General features: G+C 68.7%; 16 protein-coding genes. 11 read left to right on the plus strand and 5 right to left on the minus strand.

The features are described 5' to 3' along the window. The first annotated feature begins 70 nt into the window (after positions 1-70). The 4 genes from LPC04_RS27830 to LPC04_RS27845 all read left to right on the plus strand — a co-directional run bounded on the left by LPC04_RS27830 (position 71) and on the right by LPC04_RS27845 (position 3,339). Positions 71-325 carry a metal-sensing transcriptional repressor gene (locus LPC04_RS27830; RefSeq protein ID WP_275685597.1) on the plus strand — a complete coding sequence of 85 codons (255 nt, stop codon included), beginning with the start codon at positions 71-73 and terminating at the stop codon, positions 323-325. A gap of 270 nt (positions 326-595) precedes the next feature. Beyond that, complete coding sequence (cysT, locus tag LPC04_RS27835) at positions 596-1,429, plus strand: sulfate ABC transporter permease subunit CysT (protein WP_275685598.1); 834 nt, start codon at positions 596-598, stop codon at positions 1,427-1,429. 1 nt (position 1,430) lies between these two features. Next, the gene (gene cysW, locus LPC04_RS27840) at positions 1,431-2,351 is read left to right on the plus strand and encodes a sulfate ABC transporter permease subunit CysW (protein WP_275685599.1); all 921 of its coding nucleotides are present in this window, start codon (positions 1,431-1,433) and stop codon (positions 2,349-2,351) included. Further along, entirely contained in the window at positions 2,341-3,339 is a 999-nt protein-coding gene (locus LPC04_RS27845; RefSeq protein ID WP_275685600.1) for a sulfate/molybdate ABC transporter ATP-binding protein, read from the plus strand. Before cysW ends, LPC04_RS27845 begins: the two co-directional genes overlap by 11 nt. On the opposite strand, the gene LPC04_RS27850 is transcribed toward LPC04_RS27845, so the two are convergent. The 5 genes from LPC04_RS27850 to LPC04_RS27870 form a co-directional block, all read right to left on the minus strand. Then, positions 3,336-5,198 carry a diguanylate cyclase gene (locus tag LPC04_RS27850; protein WP_275685601.1) on the minus strand — a complete coding sequence of 621 codons (1,863 nt, stop codon included), beginning with the start codon at positions 5,196-5,198 and terminating at the stop codon, positions 3,336-3,338. The genes LPC04_RS27845 and LPC04_RS27850 overlap by 4 nt on opposite strands. 139 nt (positions 5,199-5,337) lie before the next feature. After that, entirely contained in the window at positions 5,338-6,285 is a 948-nt protein-coding gene (locus LPC04_RS27855) for a CysB family HTH-type transcriptional regulator (protein WP_275685602.1), read from the minus strand. Between the two features lie 96 nt (positions 6,286-6,381). After that, positions 6,382-6,780, minus strand: coding sequence for a DUF1304 domain-containing protein (locus LPC04_RS27860; RefSeq protein ID WP_275685603.1), 399 nt, complete (start codon positions 6,778-6,780; stop codon positions 6,382-6,384). A gap of 99 nt (positions 6,781-6,879) precedes the next feature. Beyond that, complete coding sequence (gene mnmA, locus LPC04_RS27865; RefSeq protein WP_275685604.1) at positions 6,880-8,001, minus strand: tRNA 2-thiouridine(34) synthase MnmA; 1,122 nt, start codon at positions 7,999-8,001, stop codon at positions 6,880-6,882. A 48-nt stretch (positions 8,002-8,049) separates the two neighbouring features. After that, positions 8,050-8,562: an NUDIX hydrolase gene (locus LPC04_RS27870; protein ID WP_275685605.1), complete on the minus strand. Its 513-nt coding sequence runs from the start codon at positions 8,560-8,562 to the stop codon at positions 8,050-8,052. A gap of 247 nt (positions 8,563-8,809) precedes the next feature. Here LPC04_RS27870 and LPC04_RS27875 point away from each other — a divergent pair, with 247 nt between their 5' ends. The 7 genes from LPC04_RS27875 (at position 8,810) to LPC04_RS27905 (ending at position 14,998) form a co-directional block, all read left to right on the plus strand. Then, entirely contained in the window at positions 8,810-9,940 is a 1,131-nt protein-coding gene (locus LPC04_RS27875; RefSeq protein WP_275685606.1) for a Re/Si-specific NAD(P)(+) transhydrogenase subunit alpha, read from the plus strand. Between the two features lie 64 nt (positions 9,941-10,004). Next, positions 10,005-10,325, plus strand: a complete 321-nt coding sequence (locus tag LPC04_RS27880; protein WP_275685607.1) for an NAD(P) transhydrogenase subunit alpha part 2 — start codon at positions 10,005-10,007, stop codon at positions 10,323-10,325. Then, a complete protein-coding gene (locus tag LPC04_RS27885; protein ID WP_275685608.1) occupies positions 10,322-10,567 on the plus strand; it encodes a hypothetical protein in 246 nt (81 codons plus the stop codon). The genes LPC04_RS27880 and LPC04_RS27885 overlap by 4 nt, the downstream gene beginning before the upstream one ends. Next, positions 10,564-11,988 (plus strand): NAD(P)(+) transhydrogenase (Re/Si-specific) subunit beta, encoded by a 1,425-nt coding sequence (locus tag LPC04_RS27890; RefSeq protein WP_275685609.1) that lies wholly within the window; start codon positions 10,564-10,566, stop codon positions 11,986-11,988. The genes LPC04_RS27885 and LPC04_RS27890 overlap by 4 nt, the downstream gene beginning before the upstream one ends. 97 nt (positions 11,989-12,085) lie before the next feature. Continuing rightward, positions 12,086-13,759, plus strand: coding sequence for a long-chain-fatty-acid--CoA ligase (locus LPC04_RS27895; protein WP_275685610.1), 1,674 nt, complete (start codon positions 12,086-12,088; stop codon positions 13,757-13,759). Between the two features lie 41 nt (positions 13,760-13,800). Beyond that, on the plus strand, positions 13,801-14,283 hold the full coding sequence (locus tag LPC04_RS27900) for a hypothetical protein (RefSeq protein ID WP_275685611.1): 483 nt from the start codon (positions 13,801-13,803) through the stop codon (positions 14,281-14,283). Next, positions 14,276-14,998 carry a 5'-methylthioadenosine/adenosylhomocysteine nucleosidase gene (locus LPC04_RS27905; RefSeq protein WP_275685615.1) on the plus strand — a complete coding sequence of 241 codons (723 nt, stop codon included), beginning with the start codon at positions 14,276-14,278 and terminating at the stop codon, positions 14,996-14,998. Before LPC04_RS27900 ends, LPC04_RS27905 begins: the two co-directional genes overlap by 8 nt. Positions 14,999-15,112 lie beyond the last annotated feature (114 nt).

Raw genomic sequence — 15,112 nt, forward strand, 5'->3', positions numbered from 1 at the left:
GCTCCCGAAGCGCTGCCGTTGGAGGGTTCAAAAAATGTCAGTGCTTGTCGACGAACAAAGCCGCAGTGAAATGCTCAACCGCCTCAAGCGGGCCGAAGGCCAGCTGCGAGGCATCCAGCGAATGATCGAATCCGGCCAGCCCGGCATCGACGTCGCAAGCCAGCTGGTGGCGGTCCGCCGCGCGCTGGACAGCACGTACGTGCACATGACCGTCAGCCTGGTCGAGCAGGAGCTCGGCAGCCGCCTCGGCGGCGACGCGCGAGGTCGAAAACAGATGGGCGAGGTGCTGGGCGAGCTGACCCAGCTGCTGGCCAAGGTGCGCTGAAGCCGCGCCGCGGCGGCCGCCCGCGCGGCCGGCGTGGCACGGGTCTTCGCGTCCGGAAAGAAGGTCTCGCGACGGCGTCGCCGGGCCGCTGCATTGGGTGCGGGCACCCGATGGTGCACCGCATCGAACGAAACGCGCATATGAAAGCGCGCTTCGCTTCGTTGCGGCGGTGCAGCAGTGCGCCCTAGAGTGGATGTCTGCGGCATCCTGCCCCCGTCAGGGCAGCGCCGCGGAAGTCCCTCCCGTCGTCTTGCAGCCTTTCTTTCCGCCATGTCCACGCGCGCCCTGCTGTTGCGGCGTCACAGCGTGTTGCCCGGGTTCAATCTCGCACTCGGCTTCGCGCTGCTGTACCTCTGCTTCATCGTCCTGATCCCGCTGTCGGCGGTGTTCCTGAAGACCTTCACGGTCAGCTGGGGCACCTTCGTCGCCACGGTCACGTCGCCGCGGGTCATGGCGTCGTATCGGCTCACGTTCGGCGCCTCGTTGCTCGCCGCGCTGGTCAACGCGGTCTTCGGGCTGCTGGTGTCGTGGGTGCTCGTGCGCTACCGGTTTCCGGGCAAGCGCATCGTCGATGCGCTGGTCGACCTGCCGTTCGCGCTGCCGACGGCGGTGGCCGGCATCGCGCTGACGACGCTCTACGCGAGCAACGGCTGGATCGGCCAGTGGCTGCCGTTCAAGGTCAGCTACACGCCGCTGGGCGTGTGGGTCGCGCTCACTTTCATCGGCCTGCCCTTCGTCGTGCGCACGGTGCAGCCGGTGCTGGAGGACCTCCAGCGCGAGCTCGAGGAAGCGGCCGCGACGCTCGGTGCGACGCGCCTGCAGACCTTCGCGCTGGTCATCTTCCCGGCACTGGCGCCGGCGCTGCTCACCGGCTTCGCGCTGGCGTTCGCGCGCGCGCTCGGCGAATACGGCTCGGTGATCTTCATCGCGGGCAACATGCCCATGGTCTCCGAGATCACGTCGCTGCTGATCATCACGAAGCTCGAGCAGTACGACTACACCGGCGCGACGTCGATCGCCGTCGTGATGCTGGTGACGGCCTTCCTGCTGCTGCTGCTGATCAACCTGCTGCAGGCCTGGGCGCGCAGGCGCCAGGGGCGCTGACATGTCCGCCGTCATCGACAACAAGCTCGCCGTCGCGGACGCCGGCCCCCTCGTGCGCCCGCTTGCGCCCGCGCGCATCGCCGACGCCGTCAGCGAGCCCGCATGGGTGCGGCGCACGCTGATCGGCGCCGCGCTGGCCTTCCTCACGCTGTTCCTGTTCGTGCCGCTGGTGGCCGTGTTCGTGCAGGCGCTGGCCAAGGGGCTCGACGTCTACTGGGCCGCGCTGGTCGATTCCGACGCGGTGTCCGCGCTGAAGTTGACGCTGGTCGCGGCCGGCGTGTCGGTGCCACTGAACCTCGTGTTCGGCGTGGCGGCGGCGTGGGCGATCGCCAAGTTCGACTTCCGCGGCAAGAACCTCCTGCTGACGCTGATCGACCTGCCGTTCTCGGTCTCGCCGGTGATCGCCGGCCTGATCTACATGCTGATCTTCGGCCTGCAGGGCTGGTGCGGCGAATGGCTGCGCGACCACGACGTCAAGATCGTGTTCGCCGTCCCGGGCATCGTGCTGGCGACGGTGTTCGTCACCTTCCCGTTCATCGCGCGCGAGCTGATCCCGCTGATGCAGGCCCAGGGCCAGGAACAGGAAGAGGCCGCGCGTGTGCTGGGGGCCTCGGGCTGGCAGATCCTGTGGCGCGTCACGCTGCCCAATGTCAAGTGGGCGCTGCTTTACGGCGTGATCCTGTGCAACGCGCGGGCAATGGGCGAGTTCGGCGCAGTGAGCGTCGTCTCGGGCCACATCCGCGGCCAGACCAACACGCTGCCGCTGCACATCGAGATCCTCTACAACGACTACCAGTTCGCCGCGGCCTTCGCCGTCGCCTCGCTGCTGGCCGCGCTCGCGCTGGTCACGCTGGTCCTGAAATACATCGTCGAGCGGCGCGCGAAGTCGTCCCACGACGCGGAGTCCCGCCATGAGCATTGAAGTCCGCAACGTCACCAAGCGCTATGGCGATCTCGCCGTGTGCGACAACCTGAGCCTGGACGTGCCGGCCGGCGAACTCGTCGCGCTGCTCGGGCCCTCGGGCTCGGGCAAGACGACGCTGCTGCGCATCATCGCGGGGCTGGAAGTGCCCGACTCGGGCAGCGTGCTGTTCCACGGCGAGGACGCGACCAGGACTGAGGTGCGCGACCGCAACGTCGGCTTCGTGTTCCAGCACTACGCGCTGTTCGGCCACATGACGATTGCCGAGAACATTGCGTTCGGCCTGCGCGTGCGTCCGCGCGCGACGCGGCCTTCGGAGCGCGAGATCAAGGCCAAGGTCGCCGACCTGCTCAAGCTGGTGCAGCTCGACTGGCTCGCCGACCGCCACCCACACCAGCTCTCGGGCGGGCAGCGCCAGCGTGTCGCGCTCGCCCGCGCGCTGGCGGTCGAGCCCAAGGTGCTGCTGCTGGACGAGCCCTTCGGCGCGCTCGACGCCAAGGTGCGCAAGGAGCTGCGCCGCTGGCTGCGCCGGCTGCACGACGAGATGCATGTCACCAGCGTGTTCGTCACGCACGACCAGGAAGAAGCGATGGAGGTGGCCGACCGCGTCGTCGTGATGCACCAGGGCAAGATCGAGCAGCAGGGCGCGCCGCACGAGGTCTACGACCACCCGGCCACGCCGTTCGTGCTGCAGTTCCTCGGCGACGTCAACCTGTTCACGCGCGGCGCGGAGACCGACTACGTGCGCCCGCACGAGATCGACATCGTCGCCACGCCCGCGCCGGACACCTGGTCGGTGACGGTGGGCCAGATGCTGACGGTGGGCCCCAACACGCGCATCGAGTTCAAGCGCGACGACGACGGCAGCTTCGTCGACGTCGAGCTGACGCGCCAGGACTTCGTCGCCACGCGCGAGCGCCTGGGCCTCGCGCCGGGTTCGCGGGTCTTCCTCAAGCCGCGCAGTGTGACGCGCTTCGCGGCGGCTTAGGCGTCGGCGCGGATCACCTGCGCGCGTCCCGCGGCTTTCGCGCGGTACATGCGGGCGTCGGCCACGCGCACCAGCGACTCGAAGTCGCGGCCGTCGACGTCGAGTACGGCGATGCCGGCGGAGAACGTCGAGTCGGCCAGCACGTGCTCGCCGCTGCCGAAACGCATGGCGCGGAATTGGCGCAGCATGGTCTCGAGGATGTCGGCCAGCGGCTGCAGCTCGCAGTTGTCCACCAGCAGCACGAACTCCTCGCCGCCGAAGCGGCAGAGGATGTCGCTGCGCCGCATGCGCTCGCGCAGCAGGCCCGCGAAGCGCCGCAGCACCTCGTCGCCGCCGCCGTGGCCGAGCTGGTCGTTGATCTGCTTGAAGTGGTCGATGTCGATCAGCACGATCGCGATGCTCGTGCGGTTGCGGCGCGCAAGCTCGATGCGGGCGCCGCTGGTCTCGTCGAGGAAGCGGCGGTTGTAGAGACCGGTCAGCGGGTCGCGCACGGCCTGCTCGCGCAACTGCTCCTGCAGCGCCTCGGCCTCCGCGATCTTCTGCCGCAGCGCCTCGTTGAGCCGCTGCGACTCGTGCATGCGTTCCTCGAGCGCCAGGTTGAGCGTCGCGAGGCGGCGGCGGTCGACCTCGGCGCGCTCCTGTGCTTCGCGGGCGCGGTCGCGGTCGTCGCGCGCCAGCGCCGTCTCGTGCGCCACCTGCGTGGCGATGAAGCCGGCACGCGCGCTGCGCCCGACCAGCGTCTCGTAGAGCGACTGCGCCTCGCGCAGGTGGCGCAGCGCGGCGGCGGGGTCGCCCAGCGCTTCGCAGAGCTCGGTCGCGAGATGGAGCAGGCGCATCCGCGAATACGGCGGATCCGGCAGCTCGGCGCCCGCCGCGGCGGCGAGGTGGGCCCGCACGACCTGCCGCGCCTGCTCGGGATGGCCGGTGGCGATCAGGTAGCTGGCCTGCGCACGCGCGTGGTCGGTGAGGTGGCTCGGGTCGACGGAGTGCGTCGGCGTCACGCCCGGATCCAGCCACTTGCCGGCGCCCGCGACGTCCCCGGCGCACAGATGCGCGATCGCCATCAGCGGCGTGTTGCGGGCCAGCACGCCGGGCAGCATGCGCGGCTCGTTGCTGCGGATGCGCTCCAGCATCGCGGCGCAAGGGCCGGACAGGCCCAGGCCGTCGTAGATCTGCGCGAGGTTGAACACGGAGACGGCGAATGACGACCAGGCCCCGGCGGCCTCCGCGAGGTCCAGCGCCTGCTCGGCCAGCTTCTGCGCCTCGCCCAGGTTCCACAGGTCCGTGTGGCTGCCGCCGAGGTTGGTCAGCGCGTTGATGTGCGGCCCCGGCGACGCGCAGGCCTTGGCCGCAGCAAGCGCCTCGTAGAAGTCGCGCAGCATGTAGTCGTGCTGGCCCAGCAGCTTGCGCGTGATGGCGCGCGAGTTGTGGCAGATGTAGAGATCGGACGGGCGGCGCGCCACGTCCCCGCTGCGCGCCAGGATCCGCAAGTGCAGCGCGAGGGCATCCTCCAGCCGGCCTTGCACGTGCAGGTGCAGCGCCTCGACCTGGTCGCACATCAGCAGGCCGCGCGCGTTGTCGTGGGCCGCGAACGAGGCGCGGGCGAGCGCGTTGTGCTCGAGGGCGCGCGCGTGGTCGCCTGTGCGCAGCAGCGAGAAGGCAACCTGGAAGTGGGCCTCGCCGCGCAGCGGATGCGTGGGTTGCCCGGCCAGGGCGTCGAGCGCGGCGCGGCCGAGTTCGCCGGCGCCGCGGATATCGACGTAGAGCCGCCACTCCGCCTGCTCGAGCATTTGCGCGGGGCTGGCCGTGGCGTCGTGCGCGCCGTCCGGCGAAGTGGAGTCGGGAGTGGTCGAGGTCACGGCATTGCGGCGCGGCGGCGTCCGCCTGCGGTCGCCATCATGTCCGGAATCGGGCGACGCGCGTCGGAACTTGAGGAATTTCGCCGTGGGGAATTCTTGACGCCACCGCATCCCGCGCGTGACCGACGAGCAGGCTCTGCTAGAGCGGCGCCTGCTCGATGTCGCTCGGCGCCGCCTGCGCGGCCTCGACCACCTCGCGCGTCAGGTGCGACGCGAAGGTCTGGATGAAGTCGTACGCGTAGCCGCGCAGCAGGCCGCCGCGGCGCACGGCCACGCTGGTGGTATTGATCGAGAACAGATGGCGGGCGTCGACGGCGCGTAGCCGGCCCGGCTGGTCCTCGTCCATCGCGATCGACGCCAGGATGCCCACGCCCAGGCCCAGCTCGACGTAGGTCTTGATGATGTCGGCGTCCATCGCGGTGATGACGATCTCGGGCCGCAGGCCGGCGCGCTTGAACGCGGCGTCGATGCTCCAGCGGCCGGTCAGGCCGATGTCGTAGGTGATGATCGGGTACTTGGCCAGGCGTTCGAGCGTCACCTCGCCGTCGGCCACCAGTGGGTGGCCTTCGGGCACGACGATCGAGTGCGTCCAGCGATAGCAGGGCAGCGCAACCAGCTCCGGCCGTTCCGCCAGCAGGTGCGAAGCGATGCCGATGTCGACAGTGCCGGTCAGCAGCATCTGCGCGATCTGCTCGGGCGAGCCCTGGTGCAGCTGCAGCTGGACGTTCGGGTGCGCGGCGCGGAAGTCGCGCACCGCGGTCGGCAGCGCGTAGCGCGCCTGCGAGTGGGTGGCGGCGATGGTTAGCACGCCGCTCGTGCCCTGCGTGAATTCCTCGCTGGCGCGCTGCAGGCTCTCGGCGTCCTGCAGCAGGCGCTCGACCCAGGGCAGCACGGCCACGCCCGGCTGCGTCAGCCCGGTGAGGCGCTTGCCGACGCGCACGAAGATCTCGACCCCCAGCTCTTCCTCCAGCTCGCGGATCTGCCGGCTGACACCCGGCTGCGACGTGTGCAGCGCCTGGGCGACCTCGGTGAGGTTGAAGCCGCGGCGCACGGCCTCGCGCACGGAGCGCAGTTGCTGGAAATTCATGGCGGAGCTCGCTCGTTCCTTATCTGAAGAACGATTATCGAACCCTATACGATATGCGTAATCTTGTTATTACGCAGCACCATGCTCGAAAAACGATTAAAGCTGGATGCAGCGCATCACGGGCATCGAGTACATCTGCGTGTAGACGACCAGGGCCAACGTGATCGTCGCCGGAATCGCCTGGATGAACAGGATCTTGCGCGTGGCGGTGAAGCCGCCGTACAGGCCCGCCACCAGGATGCAGGCGAGGAAGAACACCTTGACGGCAAAGCCGGCCGGGCCGAGGCAGAGCCCCCAGACGAGGCCGGCCGCGAGAAAACCGTTGTAGAGACCCTGGTTGGCGGCCAGCACCTTGCTGGCCTCGGCGAATTCCGGCGTCGTTCCGAATGCCCGGCGGCCCCGCTTGGTCGTCCACAGGAACATCTCCAGCACGAGGATGTAGGCGTGCAGCAGCGCCATCAGGGCGACGAAGACGTTGGCGACTTGGTTGAGCATCGGGCAATCCTTGTGGCGTTCGCGCGCAGCATGCCACGTTACCGGCGCTGCTCGACGGCGCCAAGGTGACATCGCCAGGGGTTCACCCGGCCTCGTGGCTCAGGCCAGCGTCACTGCCGACTCGATCACGCCGCCGCCCAGGCAGACCTCGCCGTCATACAGCACGGCCGATTGCCCAGGAGTGACCGCCCACTGTGCGTCGGGAAACGACAGCGAGATCGCCTTGGCGTCGACCGCCGGCTCCAGGGTGCACGCCGAGTCGGGCTGGCGATAGCGCGCCTTCGAGGCCAACGGGCCGGGCGCCGGGGCCTCGCCGGCGACCCAGCTGAGATCCATCGCGCTGAGCCGGTGTGCCAGCAGCCAGGGATGGTCGTGGCCCTGCACCACGCGCAGCGTGTTGGTCTCCAGGTCCTTGCGCGCGACGAACCACGGCTCGTGCTCGCCGCCGCCGCGCTGCGACTTCCTGTCCTTGACGCCGCCGATGCCCAGCCCCTGGCGCTGCCCCAGCGTGTAGAAGCTCAGGCCGACGTGCTCGCCCAGCTTGCGGCCGCGGTCGTCCAGGATCGGGCCCGGGTCGTGCGCCAGGTACTTGTTCAGGAACTCGCGGAACGGCCGCTCGCCGATGAAGCAGATGCCCGTCGAATCCTTCTTCTTCGCGTTCGGCAGGCCGATCTCGTCGGCGATGCGGCGCACCTCGGTCTTGTGCAGCTCGCCGACGGGAAACATCGTCTGCGCCAGCTGCGCCTGGTTCAGGCGGTGCAGGAAGTAGCTCTGGTCCTTGCCCGGGTCGAGCCCCTTCAGCAGCTCGTGCCGACCGGTGGCCTCGTTGAAGCGGACGCGCGCATAGTGCCCGGTGGCGATGCTCTCAGCCCCGAGCCGCATCGCGTGGTCGAGGAAGGCCTTGAACTTGATCTCGGCGTTGCACAGCACGTCGGGGTTGGGCGTGCGGCCGGCCTGGTGCTCGCGCAGGAACTCGGCGAACACGCGATCCTTGTATTCGGCGGCGAAGTTGACGTGCTCGATCTCGATGTCCAGCACGTCGGCGACGCTGGCGGCGTCGAGGAAGTCCTGGCGCGTCGAGCAGTACTCGTCGTCGTCGTCGTCTTCCCAGTTCTTCATGAAGATGCCGACGACCTCGTGCCCCTGCTTCTTGAGCAGGTGGGCCGTCACCGCCGAATCGACACCGCCGGACAGGCCGACCACCACACGCTTCGCACACATGGCCCCGATTGTAGGAAGCCGGCGCCCTTCGCGCTTCGGAAAGGCTTCTTACGTCGGCTCGGACGTGGCCGTGCCCGCATCGGGCGAGGCGACGCTGGGATGCGTGTAGATGGCGTCCAGCGGCAGGCGGCGGCCGGCGCGGTGGTCCTCGATGCACTGCAGCACGAGCGGCCCGCGCAGGCGATCCCTGGCCGCGGCGACCTCGTCGGCGGTCATCCAGAGCGTGCGCACCACGGGGCTGTCGAGCGCCTGGCCCGGCACCGGATCGCTGGCCGTGCCGCAGAACGCGAAGCGCAGGTAGGTGACGCCCGGGCCGCGCTCGGAGTCGGGATTGCGCGCCAGGTAGACGCCCAGCAGCGCCTCGGGCGTGAAGTGGCAGGCGGTCTCCTCGAGCGCCTCGCGCTTCGCACCGTCAATGGGCGACTCGCCGGGCTCGAGGCCGCCGGCGGGGTTGTTGATGCGCAGGCCGTCCCGCGTCATCTCCTCGATCATCAGGTAGCGCCCGTCCTTCTCGATGACGGCGGCCACCGTGACGCTCGGCTTCCAACGTTCTGCTCCCATGGCCGGCGATTGTCGCGGCGCCTGCGCTCGCTTGCCAGCGAATCCGGCGGACAGGCCTTGGGGGTGTGGCGTTGCGTCGACGCCGCGCCGCCCCGGGGCGCGCCACTAAACGGGCGCCGACAATGTGTGTAAGCTGTGCCGCTATTGCGCAGCCGCCCCGTATCCACGGGCTTGTGTGCTCGACCGCGGCCTTGCTGGCGCGGCTTCACGCGGCAACCATGACGAATCCGTTGGCGAGGAGACTTCCATGTTGATCGGTGTTCCGCTGGAGACTGCGGCGGGCGAAACGCGCGTGGCCGTCACGCCGGAGACGGCCAAGAAACTGAAGGCGCAGGGGCATGTCCTGCGAGTGCAGTCGGGGGCCGGCGTCGCGGCCAGCGCCACGGACGAGGCCTACGTCGCCGCCGGTGCCGAGATCGTCGACCGGGTCGCCGCGCTCGGCGCCGACCTCGTGCTGAAGGTGCGCGCCCCCCTGGCCGACGAGCTCGACATGATGAAGCCCGGCGCGGTGCTGGTGGGCATGCTCAATCCGTTCGACCGCGACGGCCTGCAGAAGCTGGCCGACGCCAGGCTCACGGCCTTCGCGCTCGAGGCCGCGCCGCGCACGACGCGTGCCCAGAGCATGGACGTGCTGTCCTCGCAGGCCAACATCGCCGGCTACAAGGCCGTGATGATCGCGGCCGACAAGTACCAGCGCCTGTTCCCGATGCTGATGACCGCCGCCGGCACGATCAAGGCAGCGCGCGTCGTCGTGCTGGGCGTGGGCGTCGCCGGCCTGCAGGCGATCGCCACGGCCAAGCGTCTCGGCGCGGTGATCGAGGCCACCGACGTGCGCCCCGCCGTCAAGGAACAGGTCGAGTCCCTCGGCGCCAAGTTCATCGACGTGCCCACCGAGACACCCGAGGAAAAAGAAGCTGCCGAGGGCGTCGGCGGCTACGCCAAGCCGATGCCCCCGGCGTGGCTGGAGCGCCAGAAGATCGAGGTCGCCAAGCGTGTCGCGCTGGCCGACGTCGTCATCACCACCGCGCTGATCCCGGGCCGCGCGGCGCCGGTGCTGGTCACCGAGGACATGGTCAAGTCGATGAAGCCGGGCTCGGTCATCGTCGACATCGCTGCCGGCCGCGGCGCCTCCGGCATCGACGGCAACTGCCCGCTGACCGAGGCCGGGCGCACGGTCGTCAAGCACGGCGTGACCCTCGTCGGCGAGACCAACCTGCCGGCGCTTGTCGCGGCCGACTCGTCGTCGCTTTACGCGCGCAACGTGCTCGACTTCCTGAAGCTGGTCGTCGACAAGGAGGCCGCGTTCAAGCTCGACCTCGAGGACGACATCGTGGCCGCCTGCCTGATGGCGCACGCCGGCGAGGTCCGCCGCAAGTGAGCCTCGCGCGTCACGCGCGTGCGCGATGCCGCCTTCATCGAATCCACCGCACCGAGGAGTCCCCATGGACATCGTCTCCCCCACGATCATCAACCTGATCATCTTCGTGCTGGCGATCTACGTCGGCTTCCACGTGGTGTGGAACGTCACGCCGGCGCTGCACACGCCGCTGATGGCGGTGACCAACGCGATCTCGGCCATCGTGATCGTCGGCGCGATGCTCGCGGCTGGCCTCACCGAAGGGCCGCTGGCCAAGACCATGGGCGTGCTGGCCGTCGCGCTGGCCGCGGTCAACGTGTTCGGCGGCTTCCTCGTCACGCGGCGAATGCTGGAGATGTTCAAGAAGAAGGAACGCCCGGCGCCGTCCAAGGATGCGAAGCCATGATGACGCTCGTGCCCGACACGCCGCCGCCGCGGCGCCCGCTGTTCTGGCGCGTGGTGCACGTCGTCGCCGGGGTCGCGCTGTTCCTGTACGCGCTGCGCGTGCTGCCGCCGATGCCGCTGCAGCGCGGTGGCCTGGTGCTGATCGCCGCGCTGCTGGCGGCCGGATCGATGGCGCTCACCGACTCGCTGGTGGGCGTGGTCGCCAATTTCTTCGAAAAGACGCAAAAGGGTGAGTCGCAATGAGCTTGAACCTCGTCACGCTGCTCTATCTGGTGGCCAGTGTCTGCTTCATCCAGGCGCTCAAGGGGCTGTCGCATCCGACCACGTCGATCCGCGGCAACCTGTTCGGCATGTCCGGGATGGCGATCGCCGCCGTCACCACCGGGGCGCTGATCTGGAAGCTCGCCGGCACGCCGCTCGGCCTGGGCTGGGTGCTGCTGGGACTGGTCGTCGGCGGCGGCTACGGCGCCTGGCGCGCGAAGACCGTCGAGATGACCAAGATGCCCGAGCTGGTGGCGTTCTTCCACAGCATGATCGGCCTGGCCGCGGTGTTCATCGCGATCGCCGCGGTCGCCGAGCCTTCGGCGCTCGAGCACGGGCTGGCCAAGGGCGAGGCGATTCCAACGGGCAACCGGCTGGAGCTGTTCCTGGGCGCGGCGATCGGCGCGATCACGTTCAGCGGCTCGGTCATCGCGTTCGGGAAGTTGTCGGGCACCTACAAGTTCCGCTTGTTCAAGGGCGCGCCGGTGCAGTTCGCCGGACAGCACATGGTCAACCTCGTGCTGGGCTTGGCGATGCTCGGCTGCGGCGTGGCGTTCATCGCGACGGAGAGCCCGGTGGCGTTCGGCGTGATGGTGGCGCTGAGCTTCGTGCTGGGCGTGCTGATCATCATCCCGATCGGCGGCGCCGACATGCCGGTGGTCGTGTCGATGCTGAACAGCTACTCCGGCTGGGCCGCGGCGGGCATCGGCTTCTCGCTGAACAACCCGATGCTGATCATCGCGGGCTCGCTGGTGGGCAGCTCCGGGGCGATCCTGAGCTACATCATGTGCAAGGCGATGAATCGATCGTTCTTCAGCGTGATCCTGGGCGGCTTCGGCGCCGAACCGGGCACTGCAGCGGCCGGCGCGGCGGAGGCGCGGCCCGTCAAGAGTGGCAGCGCCGACGACGCCGCCTTCATCCTGGGCAACGCCGAGAGCGTGATCATCGTGCCGGGTTATGGCCTGGCCGTCGCGCGCGCGCAGCACGCGGTCAAGGAGCTCGCGGCCAAGCTCACGCACAAGGGCATCAGCGTCAAGTACGCGATCCATCCGGTGGCCGGCCGCATGCCGGGCCACATGAACGTGCTGCTGGCGGAGGCCGAGGTGCCGTACGACCAGGTCTTCGAGATGGACGAGATCAACGGCGAGTTCGGCCAGGCCGACGTCGCGATCATCCTGGGCGCCAACGACGTCGTGAACCCGGCGGCGCTGACCAAGGGCTCGCCGATCTACGGCATGCCCATCCTGGAGGCCTACAAGGCCAAGACCGTGATCGTCAACAAGCGCTCGATGGCCGCGGGCTACGCGGGCCTGGACAACGAGCTGTTCTACATGGACAAGACCATGATGGTGTTCGGCGACGCGAAGAAGGTCGTCGAGGACATGCTCAAGGCGGTCGAATAGGCGTCGGCGCCGGGACGATCCGCGCGATCGGATACCGTCCCAATCCAAGAATTCCCCTTTCCCTTACTCGCTACAGACCCCGCACGCCGGAGACAAGATGGAACGAACCTGGTTGAAGAACTACCCCGACGGGGTGGCGCCGCATTTGAAGGCGAACGAATACGCCTCGCTGGTCGAACTGCTGAACAACAGCTTCACGAAGTACGCCGACCTGCCGGCCTACAAGTTCATGGGCAAGGACTTCAGCTTCCGGCTGATCGACGAGATGTCGCGCGCGTTCGCGGCCTACGCGCAGACGCTGGGCCTGGCGCAGGGCGATCGCGTCGCCATCATGATGCCCAACGTGCCGCAGTACCCGGTCGTCGTCGCGGGGCTGCTGCGCGCCGGCCTGGTCGTCGTCAACGTCAACCCGCTGTACACGCCGCGCGAGCTCGAGCACCAGCTGAAGGATTCGGGCGCCAAGGCCATCGTCATCATCGAGAACTTCGCCACCACGCTGCAGCAGGTTCTCAAGGACGTGCCGACGAAGAAGGTCATCCTGGCCTCGATGGGCGACATGCTGGGCCTGCTCAAGGGCACGCTCGTCAACTACGTCGTGCGCAAGGTCAAGAAGATGGTGCCGGCGTTCGAGCTGCCCGGCGCCGTGCACTTCAACGACGCGATCGCCCAGGGCCGGCGCGCCAGTTTCAAGCCGGTCTTGGTCGGGCCCGACGACATCGCGGTGCTGCAATACACCGGCGGCACCACCGGTGTCAGCAAGGGCGCGGTGCTGCTGCATCGCAACCTCGTCGCCAACATCCTGCAGTCCGACGCCTGGTACCAGCCGGCGTTGAGCAAGGTGCCCAAGGGCCAGCAGATCGTGACCATCTGCGCGTTGCCGCTGTATCACATCTTCGGCTTCAACACGAACATGATGCTGGGCCTGCGCATGGGCTCGTGCAACCTGCTCGTGGCCAATCCGCGCGACATCCCCGCGATGTTCAAGGATCTCAAGCGCCAGCCGTTCCACAGCCTGCCCGCGGTCAACACGCTGTTCAACGCGATGGCCAACCATCCGGATTTCGATTCGGTCGACTGGTCCAGCCTGGTGATGTCGGTCGGTGGCGGCATGGCGGTGCAGCAGGCCACCGCGCAGTTGTGGCTGCAGAAGACGGGCTGCCCGATCTGCGAGGGCTACGGCCTGTCCGAGACCTCGCCCGCGGCCACCTGCAACCCGGTCAACACCACGGCCTACAGCGGCACGATCGGCATGCCCATGCCCGACACCGACGTCGTGCTGCTGGACGACGACGGCAACGAGGCGCCCCTCGGCCAGCGCGGCGAGATCTGCATCCGCGGCCCGCAGGTGATGGCCGGCTACTGGCAGCGCCCGGACGAAACGGCCAAGGTGATGACCGCCGACGGCTTCTTCCGCACCGGTGACATCGGCGAGGTGGACGAGCGCGGCTACTTCAAGATCGTCGACCGCAAGAAGGACATGATCCTCGTGTCGGGTTTCAACGTGTATCCGAACGAAGTCGAGGACGTCGTCGCGCTGATCCCGGGCGTGCTGGAGTGCGCGGCCGTCGGCGTGCCCGACGACAAGGCGGGCGAGGCGGTCAAGATCGTCATCGTGAAGAAGGATCCGGCACTGACCGAGGCGGACGTGCGTGCCTGGTGTGAAACAAATCTTACCGGCTACAAACGCCCCAAGATCGTTGAATTCCGTTCTGATCTGCCGAAAACCAATGTAGGGAAGATCCTGCGGCGCGAGCTGCGGGACGGCAAATGATCTGAACGTCGCGGCCTCCGGGTCGCCAGGGAATCACGATGATGACCACGACCCACGCGGAGTCCTACGCCCGCACCGAAGCCGGCAAGGCCGAGATCCGCGCCCATAGCATCAAGCTATCGCGGCCCGCGCGCAACCTGCTGATGGTGATAGACGCCAGCTGCAGCGGCGACGCGTGGATCGGCAAGGTCAACGGCAGCACCCAGGCCGACCTCGACGTGCTGATCGCCGCCCGGCTGGTCGCCCCGCAGGCGGGCTCGGGCCCGAAGACGGTGCACCAGCGCGTTGCCGTCGAGGTCGCCGTGCGCGACTGGACGTACGACGCGCTCTACACGCTGCTCACGCACGAGGCCAAGGAGCGCTTCGGCCTGATCAAGGGCTATCGCCTGATCCTCAAGATCGAGGGCTGCTCCGACCTGGCCGGCATGCAGGCCGTGGCGCTCGACTTCGTCGAACAGATCCGCAAGGCGCACGGCGAAGAGTCCGCGTCGCGGTTCCGCAAGCAGCTTGGTGCCACTGAATAAGTCGTTAGCCATCGTCGGCGCCATGCACGAGGAGATCGCCGCGCTGCGGCCCTGCCTCGAGCACGCGCGCACCGAGCGTCGCGCCGGGCGCGACTTCCACATCGGCCGCCTCGACGGCCACGACGTCGTCCTCGTCCGCTGCGGCATCGGCAAGGTGGCCGCGGCCACGACCGCCGCCGTGCTGCTCGACGCCTTCGATGCGCGGGCGCTGCTGTTCACCGGCGTGGCCGGCGGTCTCGGCGACGGCGTGCGCGTGGGCGACATCGTCGTCGCGACCACGCTGCTGCAGCACGACATGAACGCCGAGCCGCTGTTCCCGCGCTGGGAGGTGCCGCTGACCGGCCGCGCGCGCTTCGACGCCGATCCCGCGTGGTCGGCCCGGCTCGCGCAGGCCAGTCGCACGTTGGCCGCGAGCAATGCGCACGCCGAGGCGGCGACGATCCACGAGGGCCTCGTCGTCAGCGGCGACCGCTTCGTCGCCACGCGCGCCGAGAGCGACCAGCTGCGCGCGCTGCTGCCCGAGGCGCTGGCCGTCGAGATGGAGGGCGCCGCGGTGGCCCAGGTCTGCCACGACTTCGCGCGGCCGTTCGGCGTCGTGCGCACGATCTCCGACCGCGCCGACGACGCCGCGCACGGCGATTTCCAGCGCTTCGTCCGCGACGTCGCCGCGCCGTACTCGCGCGACATCGTGCGCGCCGCCCTGCGGCTCGCTTGAACGACTAGCTGTGATGCTTCAATAGGTTGTATCCGGTGTTCATCCGGGTTGGGTTTGAGAGACTGGAAGTCGCCAAACACCCAATCTGCCAAGAACCGGAGCCCGGATGAACAG

Source organism: Scleromatobacter humisilvae (assembly GCF_023231945.1).
GTDB classification, from domain to species: Bacteria; Pseudomonadota; Gammaproteobacteria; order Burkholderiales; family Burkholderiaceae_C; genus Scleromatobacter; species Scleromatobacter humisilvae.

Excerpts from the sequence above, each read along its gene's own strand:
- LPC04_RS27830 (WP_275685597.1), top strand. The coding sequence starts at position 71 with ATGCTCAACCGCCTCAAGCGGGCCGAAGGCCAGCTGCGAGGCATCCAG.
- cysT (WP_275685598.1), top strand. The coding sequence starts at position 596 with ATGTCCACGCGCGCCCTGCTGTTGCGGCGTCACAGCGTGTTGCCCGGG.
- cysW (WP_275685599.1), top strand. The coding sequence starts at position 1,431 with ATGTCCGCCGTCATCGACAACAAGCTCGCCGTCGCGGACGCCGGCCCC.
- LPC04_RS27845 (WP_275685600.1), top strand. The coding sequence starts at position 2,341 with ATGAGCATTGAAGTCCGCAACGTCACCAAGCGCTATGGCGATCTCGCC.
- LPC04_RS27855 (WP_275685602.1), bottom strand. The coding sequence starts at position 6,285 with ATGAATTTCCAGCAACTGCGCTCCGTGCGCGAGGCCGTGCGCCGCGGC.
- LPC04_RS27860 (WP_275685603.1), bottom strand. The coding sequence starts at position 6,780 with ATGCTCAACCAAGTCGCCAACGTCTTCGTCGCCCTGATGGCGCTGCTG.
- mnmA (WP_275685604.1), bottom strand. The coding sequence starts at position 8,001 with ATGTGTGCGAAGCGTGTGGTGGTCGGCCTGTCCGGCGGTGTCGATTCG.
- LPC04_RS27870 (WP_275685605.1), bottom strand. The coding sequence starts at position 8,562 with ATGGGAGCAGAACGTTGGAAGCCGAGCGTCACGGTGGCCGCCGTCATC.
- LPC04_RS27875 (WP_275685606.1), top strand. The coding sequence starts at position 8,810 with ATGTTGATCGGTGTTCCGCTGGAGACTGCGGCGGGCGAAACGCGCGTG.
- LPC04_RS27880 (WP_275685607.1), top strand. The coding sequence starts at position 10,005 with ATGGACATCGTCTCCCCCACGATCATCAACCTGATCATCTTCGTGCTG.
- LPC04_RS27885 (WP_275685608.1), top strand. The coding sequence starts at position 10,322 with ATGATGACGCTCGTGCCCGACACGCCGCCGCCGCGGCGCCCGCTGTTC.
- LPC04_RS27890 (WP_275685609.1), top strand. The coding sequence starts at position 10,564 with ATGAGCTTGAACCTCGTCACGCTGCTCTATCTGGTGGCCAGTGTCTGC.
- LPC04_RS27895 (WP_275685610.1), top strand. The coding sequence starts at position 12,086 with ATGGAACGAACCTGGTTGAAGAACTACCCCGACGGGGTGGCGCCGCAT.
- LPC04_RS27900 (WP_275685611.1), top strand. The coding sequence starts at position 13,801 with ATGACCACGACCCACGCGGAGTCCTACGCCCGCACCGAAGCCGGCAAG.